Source organism: Lentzea chajnantorensis, from assembly GCF_054300775.1.
This window is the reverse complement of record NZ_JBSDZT010000002.1, coordinates 4527191-4553061: the sequence shown is the minus strand read 5'-3', so window position 1 is coordinate 4553061 and position 25871 is coordinate 4527191. Positions and strand designations below refer to the sequence as shown.

The following is a 25871-nucleotide window of genomic DNA, read 5'->3' as shown; positions in this document are numbered from 1 at the left end:
CATTCGACGGTTTCCGTCCTAAGTGGACCTCAGATGACGAAGTCCGGCGTCCGCTCCCGGCTCGCGTCGGCCAGGGCCTTGGTGACCCCGTCGACGCCCTCGCGCAGGCCGTAGACGGGGGTTCCGGGCTGCTGGCGCCAGGACTCGTCGATGCCGCCCGCGTCGACCGTGTCGAACCCGAGCTCGTCGATCAGCGCGCGCACCTTCGCCTTCGCCGCCTCGTCGTCGCCGGCCACCGGCAGCGCCATCCGGTCGGGGGCACCGGCCGGGCGGGCCCGGTCGAGGATGTCGGCGGCGTAGGTGCCGTTGAAGGCCTTGACGACGGGGTGGCCGAGGTGGCGCTCGGTCCAGCGGCTCTCCGTGACCCCCTCGTCGAGGATCTCGGCGATCCGCCCGTCCCGCTGCTGCGGGTAGTAGTTGCCGGTGTCGATCACCGCGAAGCCCTCCGCCGCGTCGGCGAACAGGCCGGACGGCAGGTCGGGGATCGCCTTCAGCGGGATCGTGACGACGACGACCTCCGCGCCGCGGGCCGCCTCCTCGACCGCGACGGGCGTCGCTCCGGTCTCTTCGGCCAGCGCGGTGAGCGTCTGCGGGCCGCGGGAGTTCGCGACCGAGACGTCGTGCCCGAGCGCGGTCAGCCGCCTGGTGAGGTTGCCGCCGATGTTGCCGGCGCCGATGATGCCGATCTTCATGACAGGCCCTTCCAAGATCGATGGACCTGCACGTCAACACCCCGTCCCTCTCTCCTATTCCGCTCCCCGCCGAACCTCCCCGCCGAACTTTCCACTCGCACCACCGCCTCGTTCACCCCCACCCCCGGCCCGTTCACCTCTACCCCCGGCTCGTTCACCCCCACCCCCGCCTCGTTCACCCACACGCCCCTCACGCGCCTCATTTCACCGCACGCGGGGAACCTTCGTACTCCAGGACCGCACGAAAGGCCCCCGCGTGCGAACCGGGCAAGGGAGGGTGGGTGCGGAGGGTAAGGGTTAGGCGGGGGAGCCGGAGGCGGTGTCACCTGTCCTGGTGACGTGGTAGGTGACCTTGGCGCCGCTCCAGTAGTGGAACGTCAGCGTCACCCGCGCGCCGTCCCGCACGGCCGCGAAGAACTCCGCGGTCAGGCGGGTACGGGACTCCGAGTAGTTGGGGGTGAAAGCGCGGTCGTACTCCTTGAACGACGTCCAGTCGTGCGGGCCGGCGAAGGTGCCGTCGTCGTACTTCGCCTCCATGGTGGCGAGCTGGTCGCCGCGGAACGCGGTCGGGACGTCGAACGCCGCGGTCGAGCCGGTCGCGGCCGACAGCACCGGCGTGTCGTGCGTGATCACGTAGAACCGCCACGGCACGCCCTGCGAGAACCGGGCGGTCAGCACCGCGTTCGTGCCGTACCCGCGCGACCCGCCCAGCCTGGTCAGCGCGGCGGCCGTGAGGGTGAGCTGGTCACCGGAGACCGTGTAGTCCCGGCCGCGGACCAGGGCGGTGTTCCCGTTGTGCAGGCCGGTGAACGCGGTGCCGTTCAGGTTGAGGGCGATCGTCCTCGCGGTGACGGGACTGGACTTCGCGAGGAACACCTGGTCGGTGAACGCCGTGCCGGAGCGCGTGGTCCAGCTCGACCTGATCTGCGCGTACAGCTCGGGATCGCTCCACTGGAACGACGTGCGGCCCAGGTGCTGGCCGTTGTCCCAGAGCATCGTGGTGATGTTCTTGGCCTTGGCGTAGTGGCCGAGCTGTTCGAAGAACTTGAGCTTCTCGCCCTGCTCGATGGTGCCGGTGTGCCGGTCGAAGCCCAGCAGGCCGTACTCGCCCAGCACCACCGGGATGCCGCGCGCGACCAGCGTATCGTGCACGCGGTCGAACGAGTCGGTGAGGTCCTTCTGGGCGGTGGCGTCGAACCGGGTGCCACCGGCGACGTTCACGCTGAACGGCCAGTAGCCGTAGTAGTGCACGGTCGCGATCAGGTTGGGGTCGGCCAGGCCGCGGATCTGCTCCGCCAGCGGGTCGAGGTACTGCTGCTCGGACGAGGTGTGCAGGGACGGCAGGACGAGCAGGCGGGTGGCGTTGTTGCCACCGGAGCGGCGGACGACGCCGTGGAACGCCGCGTTCAGCTCGGCGTTGAGCGCGATCTCCTGCGGCTTGCCGGTGCTGCCGGTGAACTGCGGCTCGTTCCAGCTCTCGAACGCGAGCTTCGGCCCGTACGCGGCGAAGGCGCCCACCAGCTGCGTCCAGATCCGGGTGAACCGGTCGAGCACCTGGTCGTGCTCGGCGGGCATCCTCGACATCCACTGCCACGAGTCGTGATGGACGTTGAGCATCACGTACAGGTCGCGGGCCAAGGCCCAGCGCACGACCTCCTCGACACGGGCCAGGTACGCCGCCTCGACCGTGCCGTCCGGCCCGAGGTGCGCGCTCCACGTGACGGGGACGCGGATGCTCTTGAAGCCCTGCGCCTTCACGTTGTCCAGCAACGCCTCCGTGACCCGCGGGTTGCCCCACGACGTCTCGTCGGCGCCGGTCGAGTCGAGCGTGTTGCCGAGGTTCCAGCCCGGCTGCATCGCCGCGGTGTGCTGCGCGGCGCTGAGCTGCCTGCCGCCGTGCACGCACGTGACGCCGTTGAGCGAGAACGCCAGCGGCGCGGTGTTGGCGTGGTCCCAGCTGCCGGAGAAGCCGAACCGCGCGGTCGCCTGCGGTGCCAGCTCCGCGTTGTATCCGGCGTTCGTGGCGGTGACCACCTCGTCGGGTGACTCGGTGACCGTCGCGTTCCAGGCGTGGCCCACCTGCTGGCCGGTCGGCCACTCCCAGCTCAGCCGCCACCCGTCGAGGGCGGGACCGAGGTTGGTGACGGCGACGTCGGCCGTGAAACCGCCGGGCCACTGGCCGGAGACCTCGTAGGTGACCCGGCAGCCCGGTGGTGCGGCGGCGGTCGCCGTTCCCGCGGTGAGTCCCGCGGACACCACGACGGCCACCACCGCACCGGCCAGCCTTCTCACACCGGTCGAGTTGAACATCAAGCGCCCCGCAATCGTCGTTGATCAGTCGAGCGGCTCGTAGTCGATCCAGTCGAGGTGGACGGTGCCGGTGGCGGCGTAGGCGCCGATGACCCGTCCGGTGAAACCGCCGGCCACCTCGGTCGAGAGGTACCGGCCGTCGAGCTCTGCGAGCGTGGTCGGGGTGCCGTCGGCCGCCTCGACGGCGAAGGAGACGGTGTCCGGGCCGGACCGCGCGTCGCGCAGCTCGCGCGCCTCGTCCACCCGCACCACGAGCACCACCGGCCCGGCCGGCACCGGCTGCACGGCCACGACCGTCCGGAGTGGACCGATGCGGACGTGCACGCGCACCTCGCCGGAGCCGGCCTCGACCTCGTAGTGGTGCTCCTCGTCGAGCCGCACCGCCAGCCCGCCGCTGCCCCGCTCCACGTCGACCAGTGCGCGGACCCGGCACGACCGGTGCTGCTGGCGGCGGCCGACGAAGACGACGGACGGGTCGTCCAGACCGGCGCCGCGGGCGTGCAGGGTCAGCCAGCCCGGCCGCACCTCGGTCGTGCAGTGCTCCTCGGAGCGGTCGCGCACGGAGATCCACGACGGCCGCAGCGCGCTGTCGTCGAAGTCGTCCCGGTCCGGCTCCACCGGCCCTGGTCGCAGCGGCCACGGCGGCGTGGCGGTCAGCGGGCCGGCCACCGGCCAGTCGTCGACCCAGCGCACCGGCGCCAGGAACGTCTCCCGGCCCAGCACGTGCCAGCCGGGGGTGCCACCGCCGGGCCGCACGCCCAGCAGCACCATCCACCACGACCCGTCCGGGCCCTGCACCAGGTCGGCGTGACCGGTGTTCTGGACCGGCTCGCCGGTGCCGCGGTGGGTCAGGACCGGGTTGGCGGGGCAGGGTTCGAACGGGCCGTCCGGGGCGGGACCGCGGGCGATCGAGACCGCGTGACCGCGTTCCGTGCCGCCCTCGGCGATGAGCAGGTACCAGAAGCGGCCGATCCGGTACAGGTGCGGTGCCTCCGGCGCCTTGGCCCGGTCGCTGCCGGACCAGAGCGGCTCCGGGCCGCTGAGGACGGCACCGGTGGCGAGGTCGACGCGGTACTGGTGGACGCCCGCCATCGTGCACCAGCAGGTGCCGTCGTCGTCCCACACCAGGTCCGGGTCGATGCCGTGCACGTCCGGCAGCGGGATCGGGTCCGACCACGGCCCCGCGGGGTCGGTGGCGGTGAACACCACCGTCCCGCCGCCGTGGCTCACGCTCGTGACGATCAGGTGGAACTTGCCGTCGTGGTGGCGCAGCGTCGGCGCGTAGATCCCGGCCGACGACGGCGTGTCCGCGGTCAGCAGCAGCTGGCTCGGCCGGTCCAGCGCGTTGCCGAGCTGCGTCCAGTGCACCAGGTCCCGGCTGTGGAACACCGGGACTCCCGGGAAGTACTCGAAGCTGGAGCACACCAGGTAGTAGTCCTCGCCGACCCGGCAGACGCTCGGGTCGGGGTACATGCCCGCGAGAACAGGGGTGGCGGCGCCGGTCACCGGTCACGCTCCCCGTGGGGTGAGGCGGTGGAGGACCGCGGAGGGGGCGGCGGGCAGCGTCAGGGAGAGCTCACCGGGCGACCACCGCACCTCCGCGGCGCTGTCAGCGGGGTAGAGCCGCTCCACGTCCACATCGGACAGTCCGGGGAACGGCAGCGTCACGGTGTCCGCGCCGCCGCGCCGCCAGACGGCCAGGTAGGTGGCGGACGGTGTGCTCAGCGCGAGCGCGAGCCACGGGTCCTCCCAGCCGGGCAGGCCGAGCGGCCAGGACGGCACCGCCCGCGGCAGGTCGGCGCGGATCGCCTTGTACACGGCCAGTGCTTCGTGGACGAGCGCTCGTGCCGGCGGGGCGAGGTCGGCGAGCTTGCCCGAGAGGTGGATGCGGCCGAGCAGTGCGCTCGTCAGGCCGAAGGCGACCTCGTCGAGCGAGTCCTCCGGTTGCGGGTAGGCCCAGACGGCGCTCTGCTCCGGGGTGATCGCGGTCGGCGCGGAGGCCGCGATCGGTGCGTAGCGGTCGTGGTTCTGCTGGTCGCTCGTGGACTGCAGCTGCAGCCGCGACAGCAGCGCGTGGTCGATCCGCATGCCGCCGGAGGCGCAGTTCTCCAGCACCAGGTGCGGGTGGCGGTCGAGGACGCCGTCGAGCCAGTCGAGGTGCGCCCGGTTGTGGCCGAGCAGGCCGTCCGCGGGACTCTCCCCCTCCTCCGCGCTCGTGCCGGAGCCGGGGTCGACGTTGTGGTCCAGCTTGAGGTAGCCGACGCCCCACTCGCCGACCAGCCGGTCCACCACCTCGTCGAGGTGGGCGCGGGCGGCCGGGTGGCGCAGGTCGAGGTGGTGGCGCCCGCAGTCGCCGACCCGCGTGCCCGAGCGGCGGAAGAACGCCTCGTCCGGCAACGACCGCGCGAGCGGGCTGCGCACCCCGATGACCTCCGGTTCCAGCCACAGCCCTGGCACCATGCCGCGGTCGCGGATTCGGTCGAGCACCTCGCCCAGCCCGCCGGGGAACCGGGTGCGGGACGGCTGCCACGCACCGACGCCGTCCCACCAGCTCTCGCCGATCTCGGCGTACCAGCCCGCGTCGATGACGAAGTACTCCGCACCGGCGTCGGCGGCGGCGTCGACCAGCGGCAGCAGCTTCGCCGTGGTCGGGTCGCCCATCAGGCAGTTCATGTAGTCGTTGAAGATGATCGGCAGGTCGTCGTGGTCGGTGTGCGGCCGCCGGGTGACGCGGCGGTAGCGGGTCAGCGCGGCGAACGCGTCGTCCGGCCCACCGCCGGCGCTGAACGCGAGCGCGACGGGCACGGTGCGGAACTCCTCACCCGGTGCCAGCACCCGGTTCCAGCCGTGGTCGAGGTCGGCGGGCCCGGACAGCGCGACGTAGCCGCTGCCGTCCTGCTCACCGAGCTCCCACCGCCACCCTCCGCCGTTGTGCTCGACCTGCCACACCCACGAGCGGCCCGTCGCCCGGTCGGTGACGCCGCCCATCGGCAGGTGGCCGCAGCTGGACCAGACACCCCGCCCGGCGACGACCTCCGCTCCCTTGTGGCGGTAGTCGGGATGCCTGCCGTTGCGGTCGGGCACCGTCAGGCGGGCGGGCTGCCGGCGCCACCGGCACTCCGCGAGCCAGTCGTTCTCCGCCCGCAGCACGTCGGCGGTGGCCAGCGGGCCGAGACCGCCCAGCACGAGGGAGGTGACGGACTCCAGCCGCAGCGGGGCGGTCCCGTCGTTGCGCACGAGGACTTCCCCGCGCACCACGGGAATGCCCTCGGGGGAACGGAGGGACACCTCCGCGGTCACGCCGCTCACCTCGTCGTGCAGCTCGACGACGACCCCCTGCCAGTCCTCTTCGGACAGTGCGCGGTGGCCGCGGTACCGCAGCCGTGCCCCGATGGCGGTGTCGACCAGGCGGCTGCTCGACCAGGTCCGGCCGTGGTCCGCCGTCGTGATCTCCACCAGCGGTGACGTGCTGCCGGCGTGGTGCACCCCGTCCTCGGTGACGTGCAGCTCGTGCTCGATTGCGGTGTGGCCCCAGCGGATCGTGGTCACGGCCGTCCTCCCCTCAGCACGGCGCACGCTCCGGGCGCCAGCGCGGTCAGCGGTCCACCGGTCAGCAGGTCGTGCGCGGTCTCCGGCAGCGGCACGCGTTCGGTGGTGTGGTTGAGCACCACGTGCCACCGCTCGTGCTCGCCCTGGCGGGTCACGGCCTCCACGCCGGGCGGCAGGCCGGGCAGCACGGGGCCGACGCCGGTGGCGTCCAGCAGCCGGGCGATCAGTGCTTGATAAGCGGTGTCGTCGAGGCGGGTGGACAGGTACCAGCCCTCTCCCCCGCCGTAGCCGTAGCGGGTGAGCGCCGGGGAACCCGCGAGCGCGCCGTGGGTGTACTCCACGACCACTTCGGCGCCCCGCGTGCGCAGCGACTCGCTCCACACCGTGCCGTGCGAGCCGTCGGAGAGGGTGATGCGCTCGTCCTGCCGCAGCGGCCGGTACTCCTCGACCCGGATGCCGAGGGCCGCGCGCAGCGGTGCGGCCGGGTAGCCGCCGAGCCGGGCGTGCGCCCGGTCGTCGACGACGCCGCTGAAGTGCTGCACCAGCAGCGTGCCGCCGCGGGCGACGTAGCGCCGCAGGTTCTCCGCTCCCGCATCGGACAGCAGGTACAGCGCCGGGGCCAGCACGAGCCGGTAGCGGCCCAGGTCGGCCGTCGGGTGTGCGAAGTCGGCGACCACCCCGGCGTCCCAGACCGCGCGGTGGGCGGCCCGCAGCGCCGGGTGGTAGCCGAGATCGGACGAGGGCAGGCCGTCAGCGTTCAGGGCCCACCAGGCGTCGGAGTCGTGCAGCACCGCCACCTGCGCGGTGACGGTCGAGCCCGCGAGCGGGGCCAGTCGCGCGACGGCCCTGCCCGTCTCGGCCACCTCGGTGAACACGCGGCTGTCCGGCCCGGCGTGCGGGACCATCGCCGAGTGCCACTGCTCGGCACCGGCCTTCGACTGGCGCCACTGGAAGAACAGCGCACCCTCGGAACCGCGCGCGATGTGCCCGAGCGAGTGCCGCAGGACCTCACCGGGCTCCTTGGCGAGCACCCGGCCGCGGTCGTAGACGGTGCTGGTGCCCTGTTCCATCAGCAGCCACGGCCCGCCGCCGGCGAACGACCGGGCGCGGTCCGCGGCGAACGCCACGTCGGCGGCCGCGTCGAGACCCGGCCGGTCCGGGTAGTGGTCGACCGCCACCACGTCGACCTCACGGCCCAGCGCCCACAGGTCGACGTTCTGGTAGGCGGGCATCATCAGGTTCGTCGTCACCGGCCGGTCGCTGTGCGCGCGGATAGCGTCCCGCTGCTCGGTGTAGGCCGCGACCACCTCGTCGGAGAAGAACCGGCTGAAGTCGAGCGTGTGGCCGGGGTTGCGGTGCCACTGGGTGGCGCGCGGCGGCAGGACCTGCTCCCAGCTGCCGTAGCGCTGGCTCCAGAACGCCGTCCCCCACGCCTCGTTCACCGCCTCCAGCGAGCCGTGGCGGGCCCGCAGCCACACCCGGAACGCGGCGGCGGTGTGCTCGCACCAGCACAACGTCATGTACTCGTTGTGCACGTGCCACAGCGCCAGCGCCGGGTGGTCGCCGTAGCGCTCGGCGAGCGCGGCGGCGATCCGGCGGGCGGCGGCGCGGTAGGCGGGCGCGGTGAGGCAGTAGGTGTCCCGGCTGCCGTGCACGAGCCGGGTGCCGTCCTGGGTGACCGGCAGTGCGTCCGGGTGCGCGAGCGTGAACCACGGCGGCGGCGAGGCGGTCGGCGTGGCCAGGTCGACCGCCACACCGCCTGCGTGCAGGCGGTCCAGGTGCGCGTCGAGCCAGCCGAAGTCGTAGCGGCCCTCCTCCGGCTCCAGCAGCGCCCAGGAGAACACGCCGACCGTGGCCAGGTTGACCCCGGCCTGCCGCATCAGCTCGTCGTCCTCCTTCCACACCTGCTCGTCCCACTGCTCGGGGTTGTAGTCGCCGCCGAACGCGAGCCCGCCGAGCCGGTAGGTCAGCCGGCGTGCCGTCATGCGCCCTCCTCGCGCACCGGCAGCACCGCGCCGTCGCGCAGGAACAGCGGGATGCGCTCGATCGGCGCCGCGACGGTGACCGTGCGGCCGCCCTCGTGCTCCTCGCCGGTCCACGCGTCGGTCCACCGCGCGCCCGCGGGCAGGTGCACGTCGCGTTCCCGCACACCCGCCTCGGTGACCGGGGCCACCAGCAGGTCGGGGCCGAGCAGGAACGCGTCCTCGACCCGCCACGCCGCCGGGTCGTCCGGGAACTCCAGGAACACCGGCCGCATCGGCGGGACACCGGTGCGCGCCGCCGTGCGCATCTGCTCCAGCACGTAGGGCCGCAGGCGTTCCCGCAGCCGCAGGTGCGCGGCGAGGACCTCGTAGGCCTCTTCGCCGTAGGACCAGACCTCGTTGGCCAGACCGGTCATCGCGGGTTCCAGCACCTGTTCGGAGCCGCGGAAGCCGTGCAGCCGGAACAACGGGCAGAAGGTGCCGTACTGGAACCACCTGACGAGCACCTCGCGGTAGGCGGGGTCGTCCGGGTCGCCGCCGTGGAACCCGCCGATGTCCGTGGTCCACCACGGGATGCCGGACAGCATCACGTTCAGCCCGGCTTTGATCTGGGCGCGCAGCGTGGCGAAGTCCGTGCCGATGTCACCGGACCACAGCGCGGCGCCGTAGCGTTGCGCGCCCGCCCACGACGACCGGTTGAGCGAGATGACCTCGGTCTCCCCGGCCGCTGTGAGTCCGTCGTGGACGGTGCGGGCGTTCTCGCGCGGGTAGAGGTTGCCGACCTCCAGGCCGGGACCGGCATGGTAGCGCAGGTTGTACTGGTGGCCGGGCTTGAGCTCGGGTTCGCCGGCGTCCAGCCAGAACACCTTGATCCCGAGGTCGTGGTAGCCCTGCCGGATGCGGTCCCACACGTACTCGCGCGCCCGCGGGTTGGTGGCGTCGTAGAACGCGACCTGCGCGGAGTAGGCCCCGAGCCCCTTGTCCGGCCAGTCGGCGTGCGCCATCGGCCCGAACTCCGTGCCGATGAACAACCCCTGGTCCAGCATCGGGTGGTAGGTCTCGCTCGCCGGGCTCACCGACGGCCACACCGACACCATGAGCTGGACGCCCATCTCACCGAGCTCGCGCACCATCCCGGCCGGGTCGGGCCACTCTGCGGGGTCGAACCGCCACTCGCCGAGGTGCGTCCAGTGGAAGAAGTCGCAGACGATCACCGACAGCGGCAGCCCGCGCCGCTTGTACTCGCGTGCCACGGCCATCAGCTCGTCCTGGTCGCGGTAGCGCAGCTTGCACTGCCAGAACCCGGCCGCCCACTCGGGCAGCTCGGGCGCGTGCCCGGTGGCGTCGGCGTAGGCGCGCAACACGTCGGCGGGCTGCCCCGCGGTGACCCAGTAGTCGATCTGGCGGGCGCTGTCGGCCACCCAGCGGGTGCCGGTCTCGGCCAGCTCCACGCGGCCGATCGCGGGCGAGTTCCACAGCAGGCCGTAGCCGCGGTCGGAGACCAGCAGCGGGATGGTGACCTCGGCGTTGCGCTGCACCAGGTCGATGACGGCGCCCTTCTGGTCCAGCAGCCCGTGGGTGTGCTGCCCGAGCCCGTAGAGGCGTTCGCCGGGGTAGGCGCGGAACCGCTGTTCGAGCCGGTGGTAGCCGTTGCCCGTCGCGGTCGCGAGCCGCGGTCCCGGCCACCAGAAGTGGGCGGGCTGTTCGGCGAGCAGCTCGCTGCCGTCCTCCGTGCGCAGGAACGTGAGCGAGCCGGCCGACGCGCCCAGCTCGGGGGTGAGCTGGCCCTCGGTGTGCGCGTCCACCCTGACCGTGATCCGGCCGTTGACGAGGGTGGCCCGGTGCTCGGTGATCTCGACCTCGGCCGCGCCGCCCTCCGGTGGCGCGTCCAGCAGCGCACCCGGCAGGCCGTCCAGCAGCGGGCCGCCCGGGGTGGCCCTGACCCGGACGGCGTCCGGGCCCCAGGCCTCGACGCGCACGGTCTCGCCCTTGGCCCGCCATTCCAGTGCGGTGCCGAGGTCTCGGAAGTGGTGGGGCATGCGGGAGCTCCCTCGCGTTCGTGAGTGAGGCGGAGAAGGTCGGGCGTGCGGTCGCCGGCGCGTCAGGCCGGGCGCGGTGCGGGTCCCGTGCTCTCGCGGACCGTCAGGGCAGGCGTCAGCAGCACCATGTCGTCGACCGGCCGGCCACCGTCGTTCACCGCGGTCAGCCGGCGCATCACCTGCTCGACGGCGACCCGGCCGAGCTCCTGCGCCGACCCGGTCACCGCGGTGAGCCGCGGCGCGAACTGCTCGGCGAGCTGGTCCTGGCACAGCGCGATCACCGAGGCGTCCTCGGGCACGGTGCGGCCGCTGGTGCGCAGCAACGTGAGCAGCGGGCCGATCGCGCCCTCGTTCTGCACGACGAACCCGGTGGTCGCCGGGCGGTCGGCGAGGATGCGGGCCAGCGTCCCGGCCGTGGACTCGTAGGTGCCCTCGCAGGAGCGGTGCAGGAACCGCAGCCCGCGCTGCTCGGCCCGGTTGCGGAACCCGGCGAGCGTGCGTTCGGCGTAGGCGGCGTGGCGGTGGTAGACACCGGAGCCGTAGCCGATGAACGCGACCTCGCGGTGACCCAGGTCCGCGAGGTGGTCGGCGCACTGCGCGCCCGCGGCCACGAAGTCGTGGTCCACGCAGGACAGCCCGCGGGTGTCGGACGGCAGGCCCATCAGCGTGGCCTGGGTGCCCTGGCCGCGCAGCACGGGGATGCGCTCGTCGTCCATCTCGACGTCCATCACGATCACGCCGTCGGCCAGTCCGCTGGCACCGATGCGGCGCACCCCGTCCGGGCCCTCGTCGTTGGTGATCAGCAGGACGTCGTAGCCGTGCTGGCGGGCCGCCACGGTCACGGCGATCGCGATCTCCATCATCACCGGCACGTACACGTCGGTGCGCAGCGGCACCATCAGCGCGATGATGTGCGACCGCCGCGCGGCCAGCGCCCGCGCACCCGCGTGCGGGTGGTAGCCGAGCTGCTGCACGGCGCTGCGCACCCGGTTGCGGGTCTCCTCGGAGATGGCGCGCTTGCCGCTCAGCACGTAGCTCACCGTGCTGGACGACACGCCCGCGTGCCTGGCCACGTCGGCAATGGTCACCATGAGTTCTCAGCCCTTGATAGCACCGGTCAGGACACCCGTGCGGAAGTGCTTCTGCACGAACGGGTAGACGACGAGCAACGGCACGAGCGTCAGCACGACCACGGCCATCTGCAGCGACAGCGGCGCGGTCTGCGACAGCGCGTCACCGAAGCCGTTGTTGACCGAGCCGGGCATCCCGTTACCGCGGCTGACGTAGGTGTAGAGCACGTACTGCAACGGCCACTTCTCGCTGTCCGTCGGCATGTACAGCATCACGTTGAAGAACGAGTTCCAGTAACCGACGCCGTAGAACAACGCCATCACCGCGGTCACCGCCCGCGAGGTCGGCAGCACGATGGACCACAGGATCCGCCACTCCCCCGCGCCGTCGATGCGCGCGGCCTCGATCAGGTCGGCCGAGGTGCTGGAGTAGAACGCCCGCAGGATCAGGATGTTGAACACCGACACCGCGCTCGGCAGGACCAGCGACCACAGCTGCCCGTACCCGCCGAGGCCGGTGACGACGAGGAACGTCGGGATCAGGCCGCCGTTGACGAACATCGTGACGATCAGCAGCGACAGCAGGAACCGGTGCCCGAACGACCGCGACCGGGACAGCCCGTAGGCGCACAGCACCGACACCACCATCGACACGGCCGTGCCGACCAGCGTGATGCCGAGGCTGACCACCAGTGCGTTGCGCACCGTCACGTCGCTGAGCATCACCCGGTAGGTCTCCAGGGTCAGGCCGTCCGGCCAGATCACCAGGCCACCGGCCCGGTTGACCGCGCCCTGGGTGGACAGGCTGGTGAGCACGACGATCCACAGCGGGACCAGCATGACCAGCAGCACCCCGCCCAGCGTGATGCCCTTGGCCGTCTCGCCCGCGACGGTCGGCGGCTCCTCCCAGACCGGGCGCTCGTTCCTGCGCCGCTTGCGGACCGGTTGCGGTGCGAGGGGTTCCGCGGCCGTGTCGCCGCCGGTGCGTTCGATCGCGAGTGTCATCTCCGGTACAACCCGTCTTCGCCGAAGGCGTGCGCCAGCTTGTTCGCACCCCAGATGAGCAGCAGCGAGATCACGCTCTTGAACAACCCCGCCGCCGCGCCGTAGCTGTAGTCGTTGGTGGCGATGCCGAAGTAGAACGAGAAGGTGTCCAGCACGTCGGCCGTGTCGTGGCCGACCGCGTACCGCTGGATCAGGAACTGCTCGAACCCGACGGTCAGCGCGTTGCCCAGGCGCAGCACCAGCATCAGCACGATCACGCCGCGCAGGCCGGGCAGCGTGATGTGCCACAGCCGCCGCCACCGCCCGGCACCGTCGGCGGCGGCCGCCTCGTAGAGGTCGGTGTTGATCGCGGCGAGGGCGGCCAGGAACACGATGATGCCCCAGCCCGCCTCCTTCCAGACCACCTGCGCGGTGACGAGCAACGCGAAGGTGTCCGGGTTCGTCATCACGTCCCAGGTCGCCAGGTCGTTGCCGCGCAGGAACTGGTTGAGCACGCCGGCGCCGCCGAGCATCTGCTGGAAGATCGTGATCGCCAGCACCCACGAGAAGAAGTGCGGCAGGTAGACCACGGACTGGATGAAGTTGCGGACCCGTTCGCTCAGCACGGAGTTCAGCAGCAGCGCCAGCGCGATCGGCACCGGGAAGAACAGGACCAGCTGCACGAAGCTGAGGTAGAGCGTGTTGCGCACCGCGCCCCAGAACAACGGGTCGGCGAAGAGCCGTTCGAACTGGTAGAAGCCCACCCACGGGCTGCCGGAGACACCGGAGAGCGGGTCGTACTCCTGGAACGCGGTGACGACGCCGAACAGCGGCACGTAGTTGAACACCAGCAACAGCAGGACAGCGGGCAGCGTCATCAGGACCAGCGAACGGTCCCGCAGCAACCTGGCCCGCCAGCCCAGCCGTGCCGGCCGGCCGCGGCGGCGCGCCCCGAGCGTGGTCACTGCCCCGTGCCGTGCTTCTGCAGGACGTTCTCGTCCATCCACGCGATCAGCCGGTCACCGCCGCCGCTGGTCTTCCAGGTCGCGACGGCGTCCCTGACGTCCTGCACCTTCTTCTTGCCGCGGTAGCAGTCCTTGACGGTGTCCTCGACGGCCTGCGCGGCCTCCGCGGTGGCCTGCGCCTGCGGCATGCTGACGTTCATGCTCCAGAACACCGGCTTGGCGAGCGTCTGCACGTTCGCGTTCTGCCAGGCGGTGTGGTCCCTGGTGACGCTGTCGCCGGTGGGGTTGCTGACCACGGCCGGCGACGAGGCCAGGAACGGGTAGGTCAGCGCCTGGACCTCCTTCTTGCCCGCCTCCGTGGGCGTCGGCACGCCGTCGACCGTCGTGAAGTGGGTCCCCTCGACGCCGAAGTTGACCATCGTGTACTCGGCGGAGCCGAACGGTGCGGCCAGGTAGTTCGCGACGGCCAGCAGCTCCTCGACCTGCTCCGGCTTCAGTGAGGCGTTGAGGTAGCTGAGGATGCTGGTGGACGGGCCCATGTCGACGCGCGGCTTGCTCGTGCCGTCGGCGGCGATGACGTTGAACGCGCCGCGCCGGTAGTTCGGGTTCGCGGCCCGGCCGGACTGGTGGTCGGCGAGGTTCCACGCGCCCATGCCGTCGCCGGTGATCAGCGCCTTGCCCGCGTAGAACCGGGTGGTGCCCGCGGAGTCGCCGGCCAGCGAGTCCGGGTGCACGTAGCCCGCGGTCGCGAGGCGGTGGTGCCAGTCGAGGGCGGCGAAGAACTCCTCGGTCTCGTACTTGTGGACGAGCTTGCCGCCGTCCACCTTCCACTTCAGCGGTGCGCCGAAGGTGGTGAAGAGGTAGGTCCAGACGTCGCCGAACGCCCAGACACCGCCTTTCGCGTCGGTCAGCTCCTTGCCGAGGTTCATCAGGTCGTCGGCGGACTTGACCTGGTCCGCGGTGATGCCCTTGGCCTCCAGCACGTCACGCCGGTAGTACGTGGTGCCCGCGATCTCGAACCCCGAGGACACGCACGGAATGCCGTAGAGCTTGTCGCCCCACGCGCCGGCCCGCCAGGCCGCGGTGGGGATGGCGGCCAGGTTCGGGTACTTCTTCACCTTGTCGCCGGCCAGGTACGGGGTGAGGTCGGCGAGCTGGCTGCCGGCCAGGCCGCCGGTGTTGAAGTTCGCGTTCCACCACGCGGGCAGCTGGATCCAGTCCGGCAGCTTCTTCGCCGCGGTCATCGTGGAGACGATGGTGTTGTAGGTGTTGCCGTCGGCGGGCTTCATCTGCAGCTCGACGCCCAGTGCCTTGTTCATGGCCTGGTAGAAGGAGTTGTCCGCGGGCGGGATGGTGCCCCACAGCGGTGTCACCGCCGCGTACCGGCCACCCGCGCCGGGCACACCGGGCACGGTCGCGACCCGGTCGGCCGGGTAGCCGAGGAACCCGGGCTTCGTGAGCACGTCGGGACCGCCCGCCACGGACGGGATGTCCGGCTTGATCGCCGTGTTCGGCACGTGGGCGGGCAACGCGGCCTGGAGCCCGGCCCCGGAGTTCACCCCCGCGCGCTGCGCCGCGCTGCCCCCGCAGGCCGACAGCAGCGGCCCCACCGCGACGAGACCGGCCGCGGAGACGGCGGCGCTCAGGAAGTTCCTGCGGTTCAACTCGATGCCCATGACGGATCCGATCCTTCGTCGTCGAAGTGTCGAAGCGCTTAAACAGATGCCCGGCACAGTAGTGACGCAGATCGCACGAGACAAGACCGTTGACAGCAGAAACCTAAGCGTGCCACCGTCGAAACGCTTCACTGCACGCGCCAACCCGGAGGGGTCACCACGTGGTTTCCGAGGCTGTGTCCGCCGTCGATCGGCTGCCTTTCCGCGACCCGTCGCTCCCGACGCGCAAGCGCATCGACGACCTGCTCGGGCGCCTCACGCCCGACGAGCGGCTCGCGATGCTGCACCAGTACTCGCCGGCCGTACCCCGGCTCGGCCTGGCCGCGTTCCGCACCGGGACGGAGGCGTTGCACGGCGTCGCCTGGCTGGGGCAGGCCACGGTGTTCCCGCAGGCCGTGGGGCTGGGTGCGACGTGGGACGAGGAGCTGGTGCACCACGTCGCCGAGGCCACCGCGGTGGAGCTGCGGGCGTTCCACTACCACCGCCCGACCGCGGTCGGCACCGGCACGAACAGCCTCCAGGCGTGGGCGCCGGTGCTGAACCTGCTGCGCGACCCGCGCTGGGGCCGCAACGAGGAGGGCTACTCCGAGGACCCGCTGCACACCGCGCGGCTCGGGACGGCGTTCTGCCGCGGTCTCGCGGGCGACCACCACCGGTTCCTGCGCACGGCCCCCGTGCTCAAGCACTTCCTGGCCTACAACAACGAGGACGACCGCTGCACCACCTCGTCCGGCCTGCGCCCGCGGGTGCTGCAGGAGTACGACCTGGCGGCGTTCCGGCCGGTGGTCGCCTCCGGTGCCGCCACCGGCGCGATGGCCGGCTACAACCTGGTCAACGGCCGCCCGTGCCACGTCAGCCCGCTGCTGGGCACCGAGCTGCGCCGCTGGGCGGAGCCGACCGGCCGTGAGCTGTTCGTGGTGAGCGACGCCGAGGCACCGTCCAACCTGGTCGACCCCGAGCACTACTTCGACGACCACGCCGAGTCCCACGCCGCCGCGCTGAAGGCGGGCATCGACAGCTTCACCGACCACGGGCAGGACAGCGCGGTCCCGGTCGGCCGGTTGCGCGAGGCGCTGCGGCGCGGGCTGATCGACCAGTCCGATGTGGACCGGGCGGTGCGCAGGCAGCTGGAGCTCCGCTTCCGCCTGGGCGAGTTCGACCCGGAGCTCGACCCGTACTCCGCGATCGGGCCCGAGGTGGTCGACTGCCCCGAGCACCGCGCGCTGGCGCTGCGGTCGGCGACGGAGTCGGTGGTGTTGTTGCGCAACACCGGGTTGCTGCCCATCGACGCGGCCGCCTCACCGCGGGTCGCCGTCATCGGGCCGTTCGCCGACACGCTGTGCGAGGACTGGTACAGCGGCACGTTCCCGTACCAGGTCACGGTGGCGGACGGGTTCTCGGCGGTGCTGGGGACCTACGGCGGCGAGGTGGTCGTCGCGAACGGCGCCGACCGGGTCGCGCTGCGCTCGCGCACCACCGGCGACCTGCTCGGCAAGACCGCGTTCGACATCCTCGACTGGGGCGACGGCGTGCTGACCCTGCGGTCCGCGGAGACCCGGCGCTACCTGAGCCTCCGGCGCGAGGACGGGACGCTGGCCGCGGACCAGGAGCAGATCAAGAGCTGGGACGTCAGCGAGACGTTCCGCCTCGTGCCCGCCGATGGTCCGGTGCTGCTGCAGAGCGTGCTCACGGGCCGATACGCCGTCGTCGACCCGGTTGACGGCCACGTCACCGTCACCGCGGAGTCTGCGGAGACCGCCGAGCGCTGGGAACGCGAGGTGCTGCGCGACGGCACCGCGGACGCGGTCGCGGCGGCGTTGTCGGCGGACGTCGCCGTGGTGGTGCTGGGCAACCAGCCGCTGATCGGTGGCCGCGAGACCCAGGACCGCGCGGGCATCGCGCTGCCGGAGTCGCAGGAAGCGCTGCTGCGCCGCGTCGCCGGGGTCCGCAGGGACACCGCGCTGGTCGTGATGAGCAGCTACCCCTACGCCCTCGACTGGGCCGACGAGCACCTGCCCGCCGTGGTGTGGACGTCCCACGGCGGGCAGGAGACAGGCCGCGCGGTCGCCGCCGTGCTGCTGGGCGAGGCCGAGCCCGCCGGGCGCTTGCCGCAGACCTGGTACCGCGGCGACGACGAGCTGCCGCACCCGCTCGACTACGACGTCGTCAAGGCGGGCTGGACCTACCAGTACCACCGGGCAGCGCCGCTGTACCCGTTCGGCCACGGCCTGTCCTACACCCGGTTCGAGCACCGCGACCTGTTCCTGTCCGCGGACACGCTGACCGCAGACAGCGCGGTCGACGTCTCGGTGACGCTCGCCAACACCGGCGACCGGACCGGCAGCGAGGTCGTGCAGCTCTACGTCCGCGCGCTCGACGCGCGCTACGAGGCACCGCGGCTGCGGCTCGCCGACTTCCGCAAGGTCGTGCTGGCGCCGGGGGAAAGCCGCGTGCTGGCGTTCCGGCTGTCCACCGACCGGCTGGCCCACTGGGACGTCGCGACCGGTGCGTTCACCACCGACCCCGGCTGCTACGAGCTGCTCGTCGCCCGGTCGGCCGAGGACGTCGTGCTCACCGCCCCGCTCGCGGTGGCCGGCCCGGCTCCCGCACCGCGTGCCGGTGTCGACCGGCGGGTGCTCGCCGTGGACTTCGACGACTACGACAGCGCCACCCTCGTGGACGCCACCCGTGTGGACGGTGACGCGGTCACGCCCGCGGCCGGTGCGGCGACGCTGTGGTTCCGCTCCACCGACCTCTCCGGCGCTGTCCGCGTCGAGGCGGAGGTCGCGGCGGAGAACGACGAACCGGACGCCCGTGTCGCGTTCTGGACCGGCGAGGACCTGCTCGCGGAGCTCCCCGTGCCCTCCACCGGTGACCGCTACCGGTGGACGACGGTGTCGGCGGCGTTGTCCGCACCCGTGACCGGAGTCCAGGATCTGCGGGTGACGCTGCGCGGTTCGTTCCGGCTGACCGCGTTCCGCTTCGGATCCGCCTGAGACCGGTGGCCCGCCGAACCGGCGGAGGCGGGCCACCACCTTTCTCCAGGCCGTGCGGCCTGGCCGGGACCGGTGGCCCGTCGCTCGGCGGGGACGGGCCACCACCTTCCCCTGTGAGGAGCTGCGATGCCGCTGACGGACCTCTCGCTCGACGAGCTCACCGCGTACCACCCGGACCTGCCGGCGCCACCGGACTTCGACGCGTTCTGGGAGCGCACGCTGACCGAGGCGCGTTCGCACGACGGCGCGGTGACCGCGGAGCGCGTGACCGACCGGTACCGGCTGCGCACCGTCGAGGCCTACGACGTCCGCTTCCCCGGCTGGAACGGCGACCCGGTCGCGGCCTGGCTGCTGCTGCCGCGCGGCGCCGACGGCCCGCTGCCCGTCGTCGTCACCTACCTCGGCTACAGCTGCGGGCGCGGCGTGCCCACCGACCACCTGCTGTTCTCCGCCGCCGGCTGCGCCCAGCTCGTCGTGGACAGCCGCGGCCAGGGCCACGACACCCCTGACCGCCACGCGAGCGGCGGAACTCAGTGGGTCAAGGGTTTCCTGACCCGCGGCATCGACTCCCCCGACGACCACTACTACCGGCGGCTGATGACCGACTGCGCCCGCGCCGTGGACGCGCTGCCGCAGCTGCCGGGGGTGGACCCCGGCCGGGTGGTCGTCGCGGGCGGCAGCCAGGGCGGTGGGCTGACGATCGCGGTGGCCGGGCTGCTGGGCGACCGGGTGGCGGCGGCGCTGCCGGACGTGCCGTTCCTGTGCCACTTCCGGCGCGCGGTGGACATCACCGCCGACGGCCCGTACCCGGAGGTGGCCGAGTACCTGCGCCTGCACAGCCGGCACCGCGTCGACCCGGCGTTCGCGACGCTGTCCTACTTCGACGGTGCCCACTTCGCCCGGCGCGCCACCGCGCCCGCGTTGTTCAGCGTCGCGCTGATGGACCCGGTCTGCCCACCGTCCACCGTGTACGCGGCGTTCAACCGCTACGCCGGTGCGGACAAGACGATGACGGTGTGGCAGTTCGCCGACCACGGCGGCGGGTACGGCTCCAACGCCGCGGTCCAGCTGGAGTGGCTGCACGAGCGCGGGCTGGTGCCCGACGCCGGGTGAGCCCGTTCTCCGCACGAACTCCGCGTGGCCCACCGGGAACACCGGTGGGCCACGCGTTTCCGGGCGGTCAGCCCACGGACACCGAGTAGCTGTTGGTGGCGAAGTTGAGGCCACCGCTGGACGAGGTGATCTCGTAGCCGAACTGCACGGCACCCACCGTCACGTCACCGAACCAGCCGCGGCCGCGGATCCAGTCCATGACCGCCTTGACGTCCACGGTCCCGGCACCGGTGTTGGACGTGCGGACGAACGAGAACACCTCGTTGTGGCCGTTGGAACCGCGGTAGACGTTCCAGCTGTGACCGCCCACGGTGGCCGAGGCCTGCCACGAGCCGATCGGGCCGACGTTGCCGACCTTGTTCATCCACAGCATGATCTCGTAGGCGTTGTTGTTCGCCCAGATGTCGTACGCGGTGGTGTACGAGCCGGCGTTCGGGTAGCTGACGTTGAAGCTGCTGCGCAGGCTGCCCAGCGAGCTGAGCCTGCGGTTCACCATCTTCTCCGAGTGCGGGTACGACTTCACGCCACCGGTGTTGGGCTGGTTCGACCACACGCCCCAGTTGCTGTAGGAGTTGGCCCAGACGGTCTGCGGGCCGTACCCGTTGCCCCACACGTTGTTGCGGACCGTGTACCCGCCGTTCGACCAGGTGCCCCACCGGTCGGTCGAGCTCCAGGTCGCGGCGAGTGCGGTGCCGGCGCCCAGCGACACCGTCAAAGCGGCGACGACCGCGAGAACCAGATAACGCGCTTTCCCGTACATGTCCGATTCCTTCCGTGCTGCGTTGAACGGAATCCGCACCGCCGGCGTCGAAGCGGTTCACCACGAAGCTAACATCGAACAGCTCGAATACAACCGCGCGAAATCGTTCGACGCATTTGCGGCGAAACCATCTGCGAATCAGCTCGGGCGCTGCGGGCCGGTGCGCACGGACAGGTTCGGCGGCAGCAGCGTCAGCGGCGGCGCCTGCTGGCCGTTCAGCTTGGTGACCAGCAGCTCGACGGCCCGCCGCCCCAGCGCCTCGGCCGGCAGCTGGACCGAGGTGAGCCGCAGCCGTTCGGCGAGCTCGTCGGGGCAGATCGCCACCACGGCCACGTCGTCGGGCACCCGCCTGCCTTCAGCGCGCAGGCACTCCAGCACCCAGCCGAGCACGGCCTCGTTGTGCACGACCAGCGCCGTCATCCGCGGCAGCTCCCGCAGCAGCGTGCCCACCACGGCGTGCACCGAGTCGTACCGCGGTTCGGCGGGCAACGCGGTCGACGCGACACCGCGCCGCATCGCCGCGGAGCTGAACCCCGCCAGCGTTCGCTGGGCGAAGCCGGTGTTGCGCGCGTAGACCACGCTCGGCGCGCCGAGGAACCCGATGCTGCGATGACCAAGCTCGGCGAGGTGGTCGACGCACCGCGCGCCCGCCGCCTCGAAGTCCAGGTCGACGCAGGTCAAGCCCTTGACCGCGGCCGGGTGCCCGAGCAGGACGGCCGGGCGGCCCAGCTCGCGCAGCACCGGGAGGCGCTCGTCGTCCAGGCCGACGTCCATCACCACGCACCCGTCGACCCTGGCGCCGTTCGCCAGCCGCCGCAGTCCCGCGGCGCCCTGGTCGGCGGTCACCAGCAGCACGTCCATGTCGTGCTGGCGGGCGGCGGTGACGACGGAGGTGACGAAGCGCATGACCACCGGCAGCTGCACGCCCTCGCGCAGCGGCAGGACCAGGCCGATCACGTTCGAGCGGCTGCTCGCCAACGCCCGTGCGCCCGCGTGCGGGTGGTAGCCCAGCAGCTGGATGCTCTCCCGCACCCGGACCCTCGTGTCGGCCGAGACCGGGCGGTTGCCGGTGAGCACGTAGGAAACGGTGCTGGGCGCGACTCCCGCGTGCCTCGCCACGTCAACAATGGTGACCACGTCGACACCTCCGCAAATCGAAGCGCTTCGAACGTGGTTCAGTACCGTGACACAGTCGAAACGCGGGCGTCAAGAGAACGACTTCCGTTCGACGATTTCGACGAATGCCCACCGCTGTTCGACCGCCGGGTGGTGCCGCGAGGGCCGCGCCGGAGCCGCCGGACGTCTGCGCGACGCCGTTCCGCGCGCACTACGATGATCGCCACCACTCGTGGCGAACCCGAAGGGCGGGCATGATCACCATCAAAGAGGTCGCCCGCCACGCCGGCGTCTCGATGAGCACGGTGTCGTACGTGCTCAGCGGGAAGCGGAGCATCTCGGAGGAGACCAAGCGCCGCGTCGAGCAGAGCATCGTGGCGCTGGGCTACCACCCGAACGCCGGTGCGCGCGCACTCGCGTCGAACCGCTCGCAGGTGCTCGGCCTGGTCGTCCCGCTGCGGTCGGACCAGAACATGCCGGTGATCATGCAGTTCGTGTCGTCGATCGTGGCGTCCGCCCGCGGCCACGACTACGACGTGCTGCTGCTGACCAAGGAGGCGGGTCCCGGCGAGGCCCACCGGGTCACGGCGCGGTCCATGGCGGACGCGATCATCATGATGGACGTCGAGAGCGCGGACCCGCGGGTGCCCGAGCTGCGCGCGGTCGACGCCCCGGTGGTGCTGATCGGCATGCCCGACGACCACAGCGGCCTGAGCTGCGTCGACCTCGACTTCACCAGCGCGGGCAGGCAGATGGCGGCGCACCTGGCCGACCGCGGCCACCGGTCGATCGCGTTGATCGGCTCGCACCCGTCGGTCTACGAGCGCGGCACCAGCTACGCCGCCCGGCTGCTGGCCGGGTTCCAGAGCGAGACCACCAGGCGTGCCCTGCCCGCGTCGGTGCACTCCTGCGCTCCCGGCTACGACTCGGTCGCGGCCTGCCTGGACGAGGTGCTGCACCCCGACCGCGGCACCACCGGCCTGGTCGTGCACAACGAGGCGGTCCTCGGCCAGCTGGTGCTCGAGCTGCGGCGCCGCTCGCTGGACGTGCCCGGCGACCTGTCGGTGATCACGCTGTGCCCTGACGACCTCGCGCAGGACCTGCCCGTGCCGCTCACGTCGATCTCCGTGCCCGCGCAGGAGCTGGGCGCCATCGCGGTCGAGATGGTGATGACCCGCCTCGCGCACGACCACGCGCCGGAGGTGCGGCTGCTGCAACCCCGGCTCACCGACCGCGGCAGCACCGCCGTTCTCTGACAACGATTTCCCGTCCGCGTTCGACGCGATTCGACTCGAATGCGTCGAACGACAACGCGCATTCCAATTACGTGAAAGTTCTTCCGCGCCTTGGACGTGCGACGTAGCCTGCCGTGACGAGATCAGCCGTTCGGCCGAACCGGTTGTGGTACGAGCGCCGACGGCTCCTTGCCGCAGAGGGGCGATGAGAAAACTACTGGGCGCCATCAGGACAAGACCCGTCGCATCGCTGTTGGTCGTGGCCGTCCTGGTCGCCGGCGCGGCGAGCGCCTGCGGCGACGACGAGCCGCCGGCACCACCGGCCCAGCCGGTGCAGGCCGAGGTCCCCACCATCGAGCCGCCGCGCAAGGAGGCGCTGACCACGACCGTGCAACGGGTCCTGGACGTGCGGACCGTGCAGCTCTCCGACGGCGAGCAGGTCGAGGTCGAGGGCCTGGCCGAGCCCGACGCGTGCTGGTCGGACGCCGCCACGGCGTTCGCGCGGACGGTGCTGCTGGAGAAGCCGGTCGAGTCGACGTCGACCGGGTCGCTGCGGCTGGCCGACGGCACGGACTACGCGGTGCTGGCCGTCGAGCTCGGCATGGTGCGCAGCGAGGCGGGCGACGACCGCGTGCTGCGCGAGGCCGAGGCGTCCGCGTCGGCGAAGGGCCTCGGCCGGTGGGGGCCGCCGTGCGTCCGGCCGAGCACCCCGGTCCCGCCGCCGGCCCCAGACCCGGTCGTCCCGACGCCGACCACGACCACGCCGGCCGCGCCGCAGCCGGTGACCGGCTGCTCGGTCGAGTACCGCGTCACGAACTCGTGGCCCGGCGGGTTCCGCACCGACGTCACCATCCGCAACACCGGCACGACCGACGTCACCGGCTGGACGTTGCGGTGGAAGTTCGCCAACGGCCAGACGGTGACGGAGATGTGGAACGCGACGCACCGGCAGACGGGCGCCGACGTGTCCGCGACCGCCGTGTCCTACAACCAGGCGATCCCGCGCGGCCGGACGGTGCCGGCCGGGTTCACCGCCAGCGGTGGCAGCACCAACACCGCGCCGCGTGCGTTCAGCCTCAACGGGTTCGCCTGCACGGTGGTGTGATCAGGTCACGTCCAGGTGGAAGAGGCGGTCGCGGTACCGCACCGCGACCGTCCGCGCCCCACCACCGCGCACCACCACGCCGGTCAGCTCCCCGTCGTCCCAGGCGATGTCGACGGTGAGCCCGCCGCGGGCCCGCAACCCGCGCACCGAGCCGCGCCGCCAGGCCGGTGGCAGTGCGGGCAGCACGCGCAGCTCGCCGGCGTGGCTCTGCAGCAGCATCTCGGCGATCGCGGCCGTGATGCCGAGGTTGCCGTCGATCTGGAACGGCGGGTGGGCGCAGAACAGGTTGCGGTAGACACCACCGCCGTGCGCGCCCTCCGCGGTGACGTCGGTGAGGAAGAGCGCCAGCAGCTCCCCGGCGCGGTCACCGTCGCCGAGCCGGGCCCACAGCGCCGTCTTCCAGGCGAGCGACCACCCCGTGCCCGCGTCACCGCGTTCCAGCAACGCCTCTCGTGCCGCCGCCGCGAGCTCCGGTGTGCGGTGCGGGTCGATCCGGTTGCCGGGGTACAGGCCGACGAGGTGCGACACGTGCCGGTGACCCGGTTCGGCGTCCGGCAGCTCGGTGGCCCACTCCAGCAGCTGCCCGCGGCTGCCGATCGGCGGGGAAGGCAGCCGTGGCAGGAGCTCCCTCGACCGTCGCACGAGCTCGTCCTCGACCCCGAGCACCTCGGCGGCGTCGACGAGACGGGCGAGGAGCTCAGCGATGAGCGTGAGGTCCATTGTGGACCCGACACCCACCGCGACCGGACGGCCGGCGCTGTCGAGGTAGTGGTTCTCCGGCGACGTCGACGGCGCGGTGGTGAGCCCGCCGTCGTGCTCGACGAGCCAGCCGGCGCAGAACTCGGCGGCCCCGCGCACCACCGGCCACGCCCGCTCGCGCAACCAACCCTTGTCCCCGCCGAACTCGTAGTGCTCCCACAGGTGCAGCGCGAGCCACGCCCCGGCCAACGGCCAGTTCGCCCACGCCGGGTCCCCCGCGCCCGCACCGACCGGCGTGGCGGGGCACCACGGATCGCTGTTGTGGTGCGCCGTCCAGCCGGGCAGGCCGTACAGCTCACGTGCGACCTGTTCGCCCCGGACGGCAAGCCTTTCGACGAACTCCAGCAACGGCTCGTGGCACTCGGGCAGACCGGTGACCTCGGCGGGCCAGTAGTTCATCTGCAGGTTGATGTTGAGCGTGTAGTTGCCGCGCCACGGCGGGTCGACGTGCGGGTTCCAGACGCCCTGGAGGTTGGCGGGCAGCGTGCCCGGCCGTGAGCTCGTGATCAGCAGGTACCGGCCGAACCGGAACAGCAGCGCGGCCAGCGCGGGGTCGGGCGCCGCGATCCGTTCGTCGGTGGGCAGGTCCGGCGCAGGCCCGAGGTCGAGGTCGGCCCGGTCGAACAGCTCCCGGTGCGCGGCAACGGTTTCCTCGCGCAACCGGGACCAGCCGAGCGCACGGGCCCGCCGCACGCGGTCGGTGGCGAGCCGGGCGCACACGGCGGGGTCGCGTTCGGGGTCGGTGGCGGGGCCGCGGTGGCCGGCTTCGGTGGCCACGTAGACGGTGACGGTGTGCGGGCCGTCGTGGTCGGTCCGGTCAGCGCGGTCGGTCCGGTCAGCGTGGTCGGTCCGGTCAGCGTGGTCGGTCCGGTCGACGAGGACTGCGGCGGCGTAGGCCATGCCCACCGCACCGGCGAGCCCCACCACGTCCCCGTCCGCGAACTCCTCCGCGGCCAGCGCGCTGTCGAGCCGCACCCCGACCTCGACCGGCCGGTCCACCCGCACCCGCCACGCCAGCACGTGCAACCCGGGGTGGCACACCGCCTCCCGCACCACCCCGGCGCCACCGGCCCGGCAGCGCACCGAGTAGACCCCGGTCGCGAGGTCCAGCCGCCGCTCGTACCCCTCCGCCGCCGCGTCCTCCACGGCAGCGTCCCCGACCCGCAGCTCCAACCGCAGGTCCGCGAGCGGCAGGTACCGGGCCGTGTCCGGGCCCTGCACCGCCTTGAGCAGTTCCTCCGCCCCAGCAGCATCCCCCGCCAGCGCGAGCCGCCGGGCCCGTTCCACCACCGCCGGATCACCCGCCACCGCGGCGACCGGCCCACCGGTCCACAACCGGTCGTCGTTCAGCTGGAACAGCTCCGTGCGCACACCGCCGAACGCCATAGCGCCCAGCCGGCCCGTGCCCAGCGGCAGGGCTTCCTCCCACACCGCTGCCGGCGTGCGAAACCACAGCGCCGAATCCGAAATCGAAGCGCTTCGATACACGTGGGAAAGGTGACCACGCCACCTTCCCCAGC

General features: G+C 72.2%; 17 protein-coding genes. 4 read left to right on the top strand and 13 right to left on the bottom strand.

Annotation, left to right across the window (positions count from 1 at the left end):
* Nucleotides 1–29 precede the first annotated feature (29 nt).
* The 10 genes from ACVDFE_RS22835 to ACVDFE_RS22790 all read right to left on the bottom strand — a co-directional run bounded on the left by ACVDFE_RS22835 (nucleotide 30) and on the right by ACVDFE_RS22790 (nucleotide 15267).
* Nucleotides 30–692, bottom strand: coding sequence for an NADPH-dependent F420 reductase (locus tag ACVDFE_RS22835; RefSeq protein ID WP_458431772.1), 663 nt, complete (start codon nucleotides 690–692; stop codon nucleotides 30–32).
* A 297-nt stretch (nucleotides 693–989) separates the two neighbouring features.
* The gene (locus ACVDFE_RS22830) at nucleotides 990–3002 is read right to left on the bottom strand and encodes a cellulase family glycosylhydrolase (RefSeq protein ID WP_458431771.1); all 2013 of its coding nucleotides are present in this window, start codon (nucleotides 3000–3002) and stop codon (nucleotides 990–992) included.
* Nucleotides 3003–3026: 24 nt separating this feature from the next.
* Nucleotides 3027–4508 carry a glycoside hydrolase family 43 protein gene (locus tag ACVDFE_RS22825; protein ID WP_458431770.1) on the bottom strand — a complete coding sequence of 494 codons (1482 nt, stop codon included), beginning with the start codon at nucleotides 4506–4508 and terminating at the stop codon, nucleotides 3027–3029.
* Nucleotides 4509–4511: 3 nt separating this feature from the next.
* Nucleotides 4512–6551: an alpha-galactosidase gene (locus tag ACVDFE_RS22820; RefSeq protein WP_458431769.1), complete on the bottom strand. Its 2040-nt coding sequence runs from the start codon at nucleotides 6549–6551 to the stop codon at nucleotides 4512–4514.
* Complete coding sequence (locus tag ACVDFE_RS22815; protein ID WP_458431768.1) at nucleotides 6548–8536, bottom strand: beta-galactosidase; 1989 nt, start codon at nucleotides 8534–8536, stop codon at nucleotides 6548–6550. Before ACVDFE_RS22815 ends, ACVDFE_RS22820 begins: the two co-directional genes overlap by 4 nt.
* The gene (locus ACVDFE_RS22810) at nucleotides 8533–10572 is read right to left on the bottom strand and encodes a glycoside hydrolase family 31 protein (RefSeq protein WP_458431767.1); all 2040 of its coding nucleotides are present in this window, start codon (nucleotides 10570–10572) and stop codon (nucleotides 8533–8535) included. The genes ACVDFE_RS22815 and ACVDFE_RS22810 overlap by 4 nt, the downstream gene beginning before the upstream one ends.
* A gap of 62 nt (nucleotides 10573–10634) precedes the next feature.
* Nucleotides 10635–11663 carry a LacI family DNA-binding transcriptional regulator gene (locus ACVDFE_RS22805; RefSeq protein WP_458431766.1) on the bottom strand — a complete coding sequence of 343 codons (1029 nt, stop codon included), beginning with the start codon at nucleotides 11661–11663 and terminating at the stop codon, nucleotides 10635–10637.
* Between the two features lie 6 nt (nucleotides 11664–11669).
* Nucleotides 11670–12647 carry a carbohydrate ABC transporter permease gene (locus ACVDFE_RS22800; protein ID WP_360389506.1) on the bottom strand — a complete coding sequence of 326 codons (978 nt, stop codon included), beginning with the start codon at nucleotides 12645–12647 and terminating at the stop codon, nucleotides 11670–11672.
* Nucleotides 12644–13591, bottom strand: a complete 948-nt coding sequence (locus ACVDFE_RS22795; RefSeq protein WP_458431765.1) for an ABC transporter permease — start codon at nucleotides 13589–13591, stop codon at nucleotides 12644–12646. The genes ACVDFE_RS22800 and ACVDFE_RS22795 overlap by 4 nt, the downstream gene beginning before the upstream one ends.
* Nucleotides 13588–15267 carry a hypothetical protein gene (locus tag ACVDFE_RS22790; protein ID WP_458431764.1) on the bottom strand — a complete coding sequence of 560 codons (1680 nt, stop codon included), beginning with the start codon at nucleotides 15265–15267 and terminating at the stop codon, nucleotides 13588–13590. The genes ACVDFE_RS22795 and ACVDFE_RS22790 overlap by 4 nt, the downstream gene beginning before the upstream one ends.
* A 176-nt stretch (nucleotides 15268–15443) precedes the next feature.
* Here ACVDFE_RS22790 and ACVDFE_RS22785 point away from each other — a divergent pair, with 176 nt between their 5' ends.
* Nucleotides 15444–18263: a glycoside hydrolase family 3 C-terminal domain-containing protein gene (locus ACVDFE_RS22785; protein ID WP_458431763.1), complete on the top strand. Its 2820-nt coding sequence runs from the start codon at nucleotides 15444–15446 to the stop codon at nucleotides 18261–18263.
* A 126-nt stretch (nucleotides 18264–18389) separates the two neighbouring features.
* Nucleotides 18390–19376 carry an acetylxylan esterase gene (locus tag ACVDFE_RS22780; RefSeq protein WP_458431762.1) on the top strand — a complete coding sequence of 329 codons (987 nt, stop codon included), beginning with the start codon at nucleotides 18390–18392 and terminating at the stop codon, nucleotides 19374–19376.
* A gap of 67 nt (nucleotides 19377–19443) precedes the next feature.
* Here the strand turns inward: ACVDFE_RS22780 and ACVDFE_RS22775 are convergent, their stop codons facing one another.
* Together ACVDFE_RS22775 and ACVDFE_RS22770 are read right to left on the bottom strand one after the other, a co-directional pair.
* Entirely contained in the window at nucleotides 19444–20136 is a 693-nt protein-coding gene (locus tag ACVDFE_RS22775) for a GH12 family glycosyl hydrolase domain-containing protein (RefSeq protein WP_360389519.1), read from the bottom strand.
* Nucleotides 20137–20274: 138 nt separating this feature from the next.
* Nucleotides 20275–21273, bottom strand: coding sequence for a LacI family DNA-binding transcriptional regulator (locus ACVDFE_RS22770; RefSeq protein ID WP_458431761.1), 999 nt, complete (start codon nucleotides 21271–21273; stop codon nucleotides 20275–20277).
* Nucleotides 21274–21506: 233 nt separating this feature from the next.
* Here ACVDFE_RS22770 and ACVDFE_RS22765 point away from each other — a divergent pair, with 233 nt between their 5' ends.
* Both ACVDFE_RS22765 and ACVDFE_RS22760 read left to right on the top strand, forming a co-directional pair.
* Complete coding sequence (locus ACVDFE_RS22765; protein WP_458431760.1) at nucleotides 21507–22508, top strand: LacI family DNA-binding transcriptional regulator; 1002 nt, start codon at nucleotides 21507–21509, stop codon at nucleotides 22506–22508.
* Nucleotides 22509–22746: 238 nt separating this feature from the next.
* The gene (locus ACVDFE_RS22760; RefSeq protein WP_458431759.1) at nucleotides 22747–23592 is read left to right on the top strand and encodes a cellulose binding domain-containing protein; all 846 of its coding nucleotides are present in this window, start codon (nucleotides 22747–22749) and stop codon (nucleotides 23590–23592) included.
* Here the strand turns inward: ACVDFE_RS22760 and ACVDFE_RS22755 are convergent, their stop codons facing one another.
* Complete coding sequence (locus tag ACVDFE_RS22755) at nucleotides 23593–25839, bottom strand: glycosyl hydrolase family 95 catalytic domain-containing protein (protein WP_458431758.1); 2247 nt, start codon at nucleotides 25837–25839, stop codon at nucleotides 23593–23595.
* Nucleotides 25840–25871 lie beyond the last annotated feature (32 nt).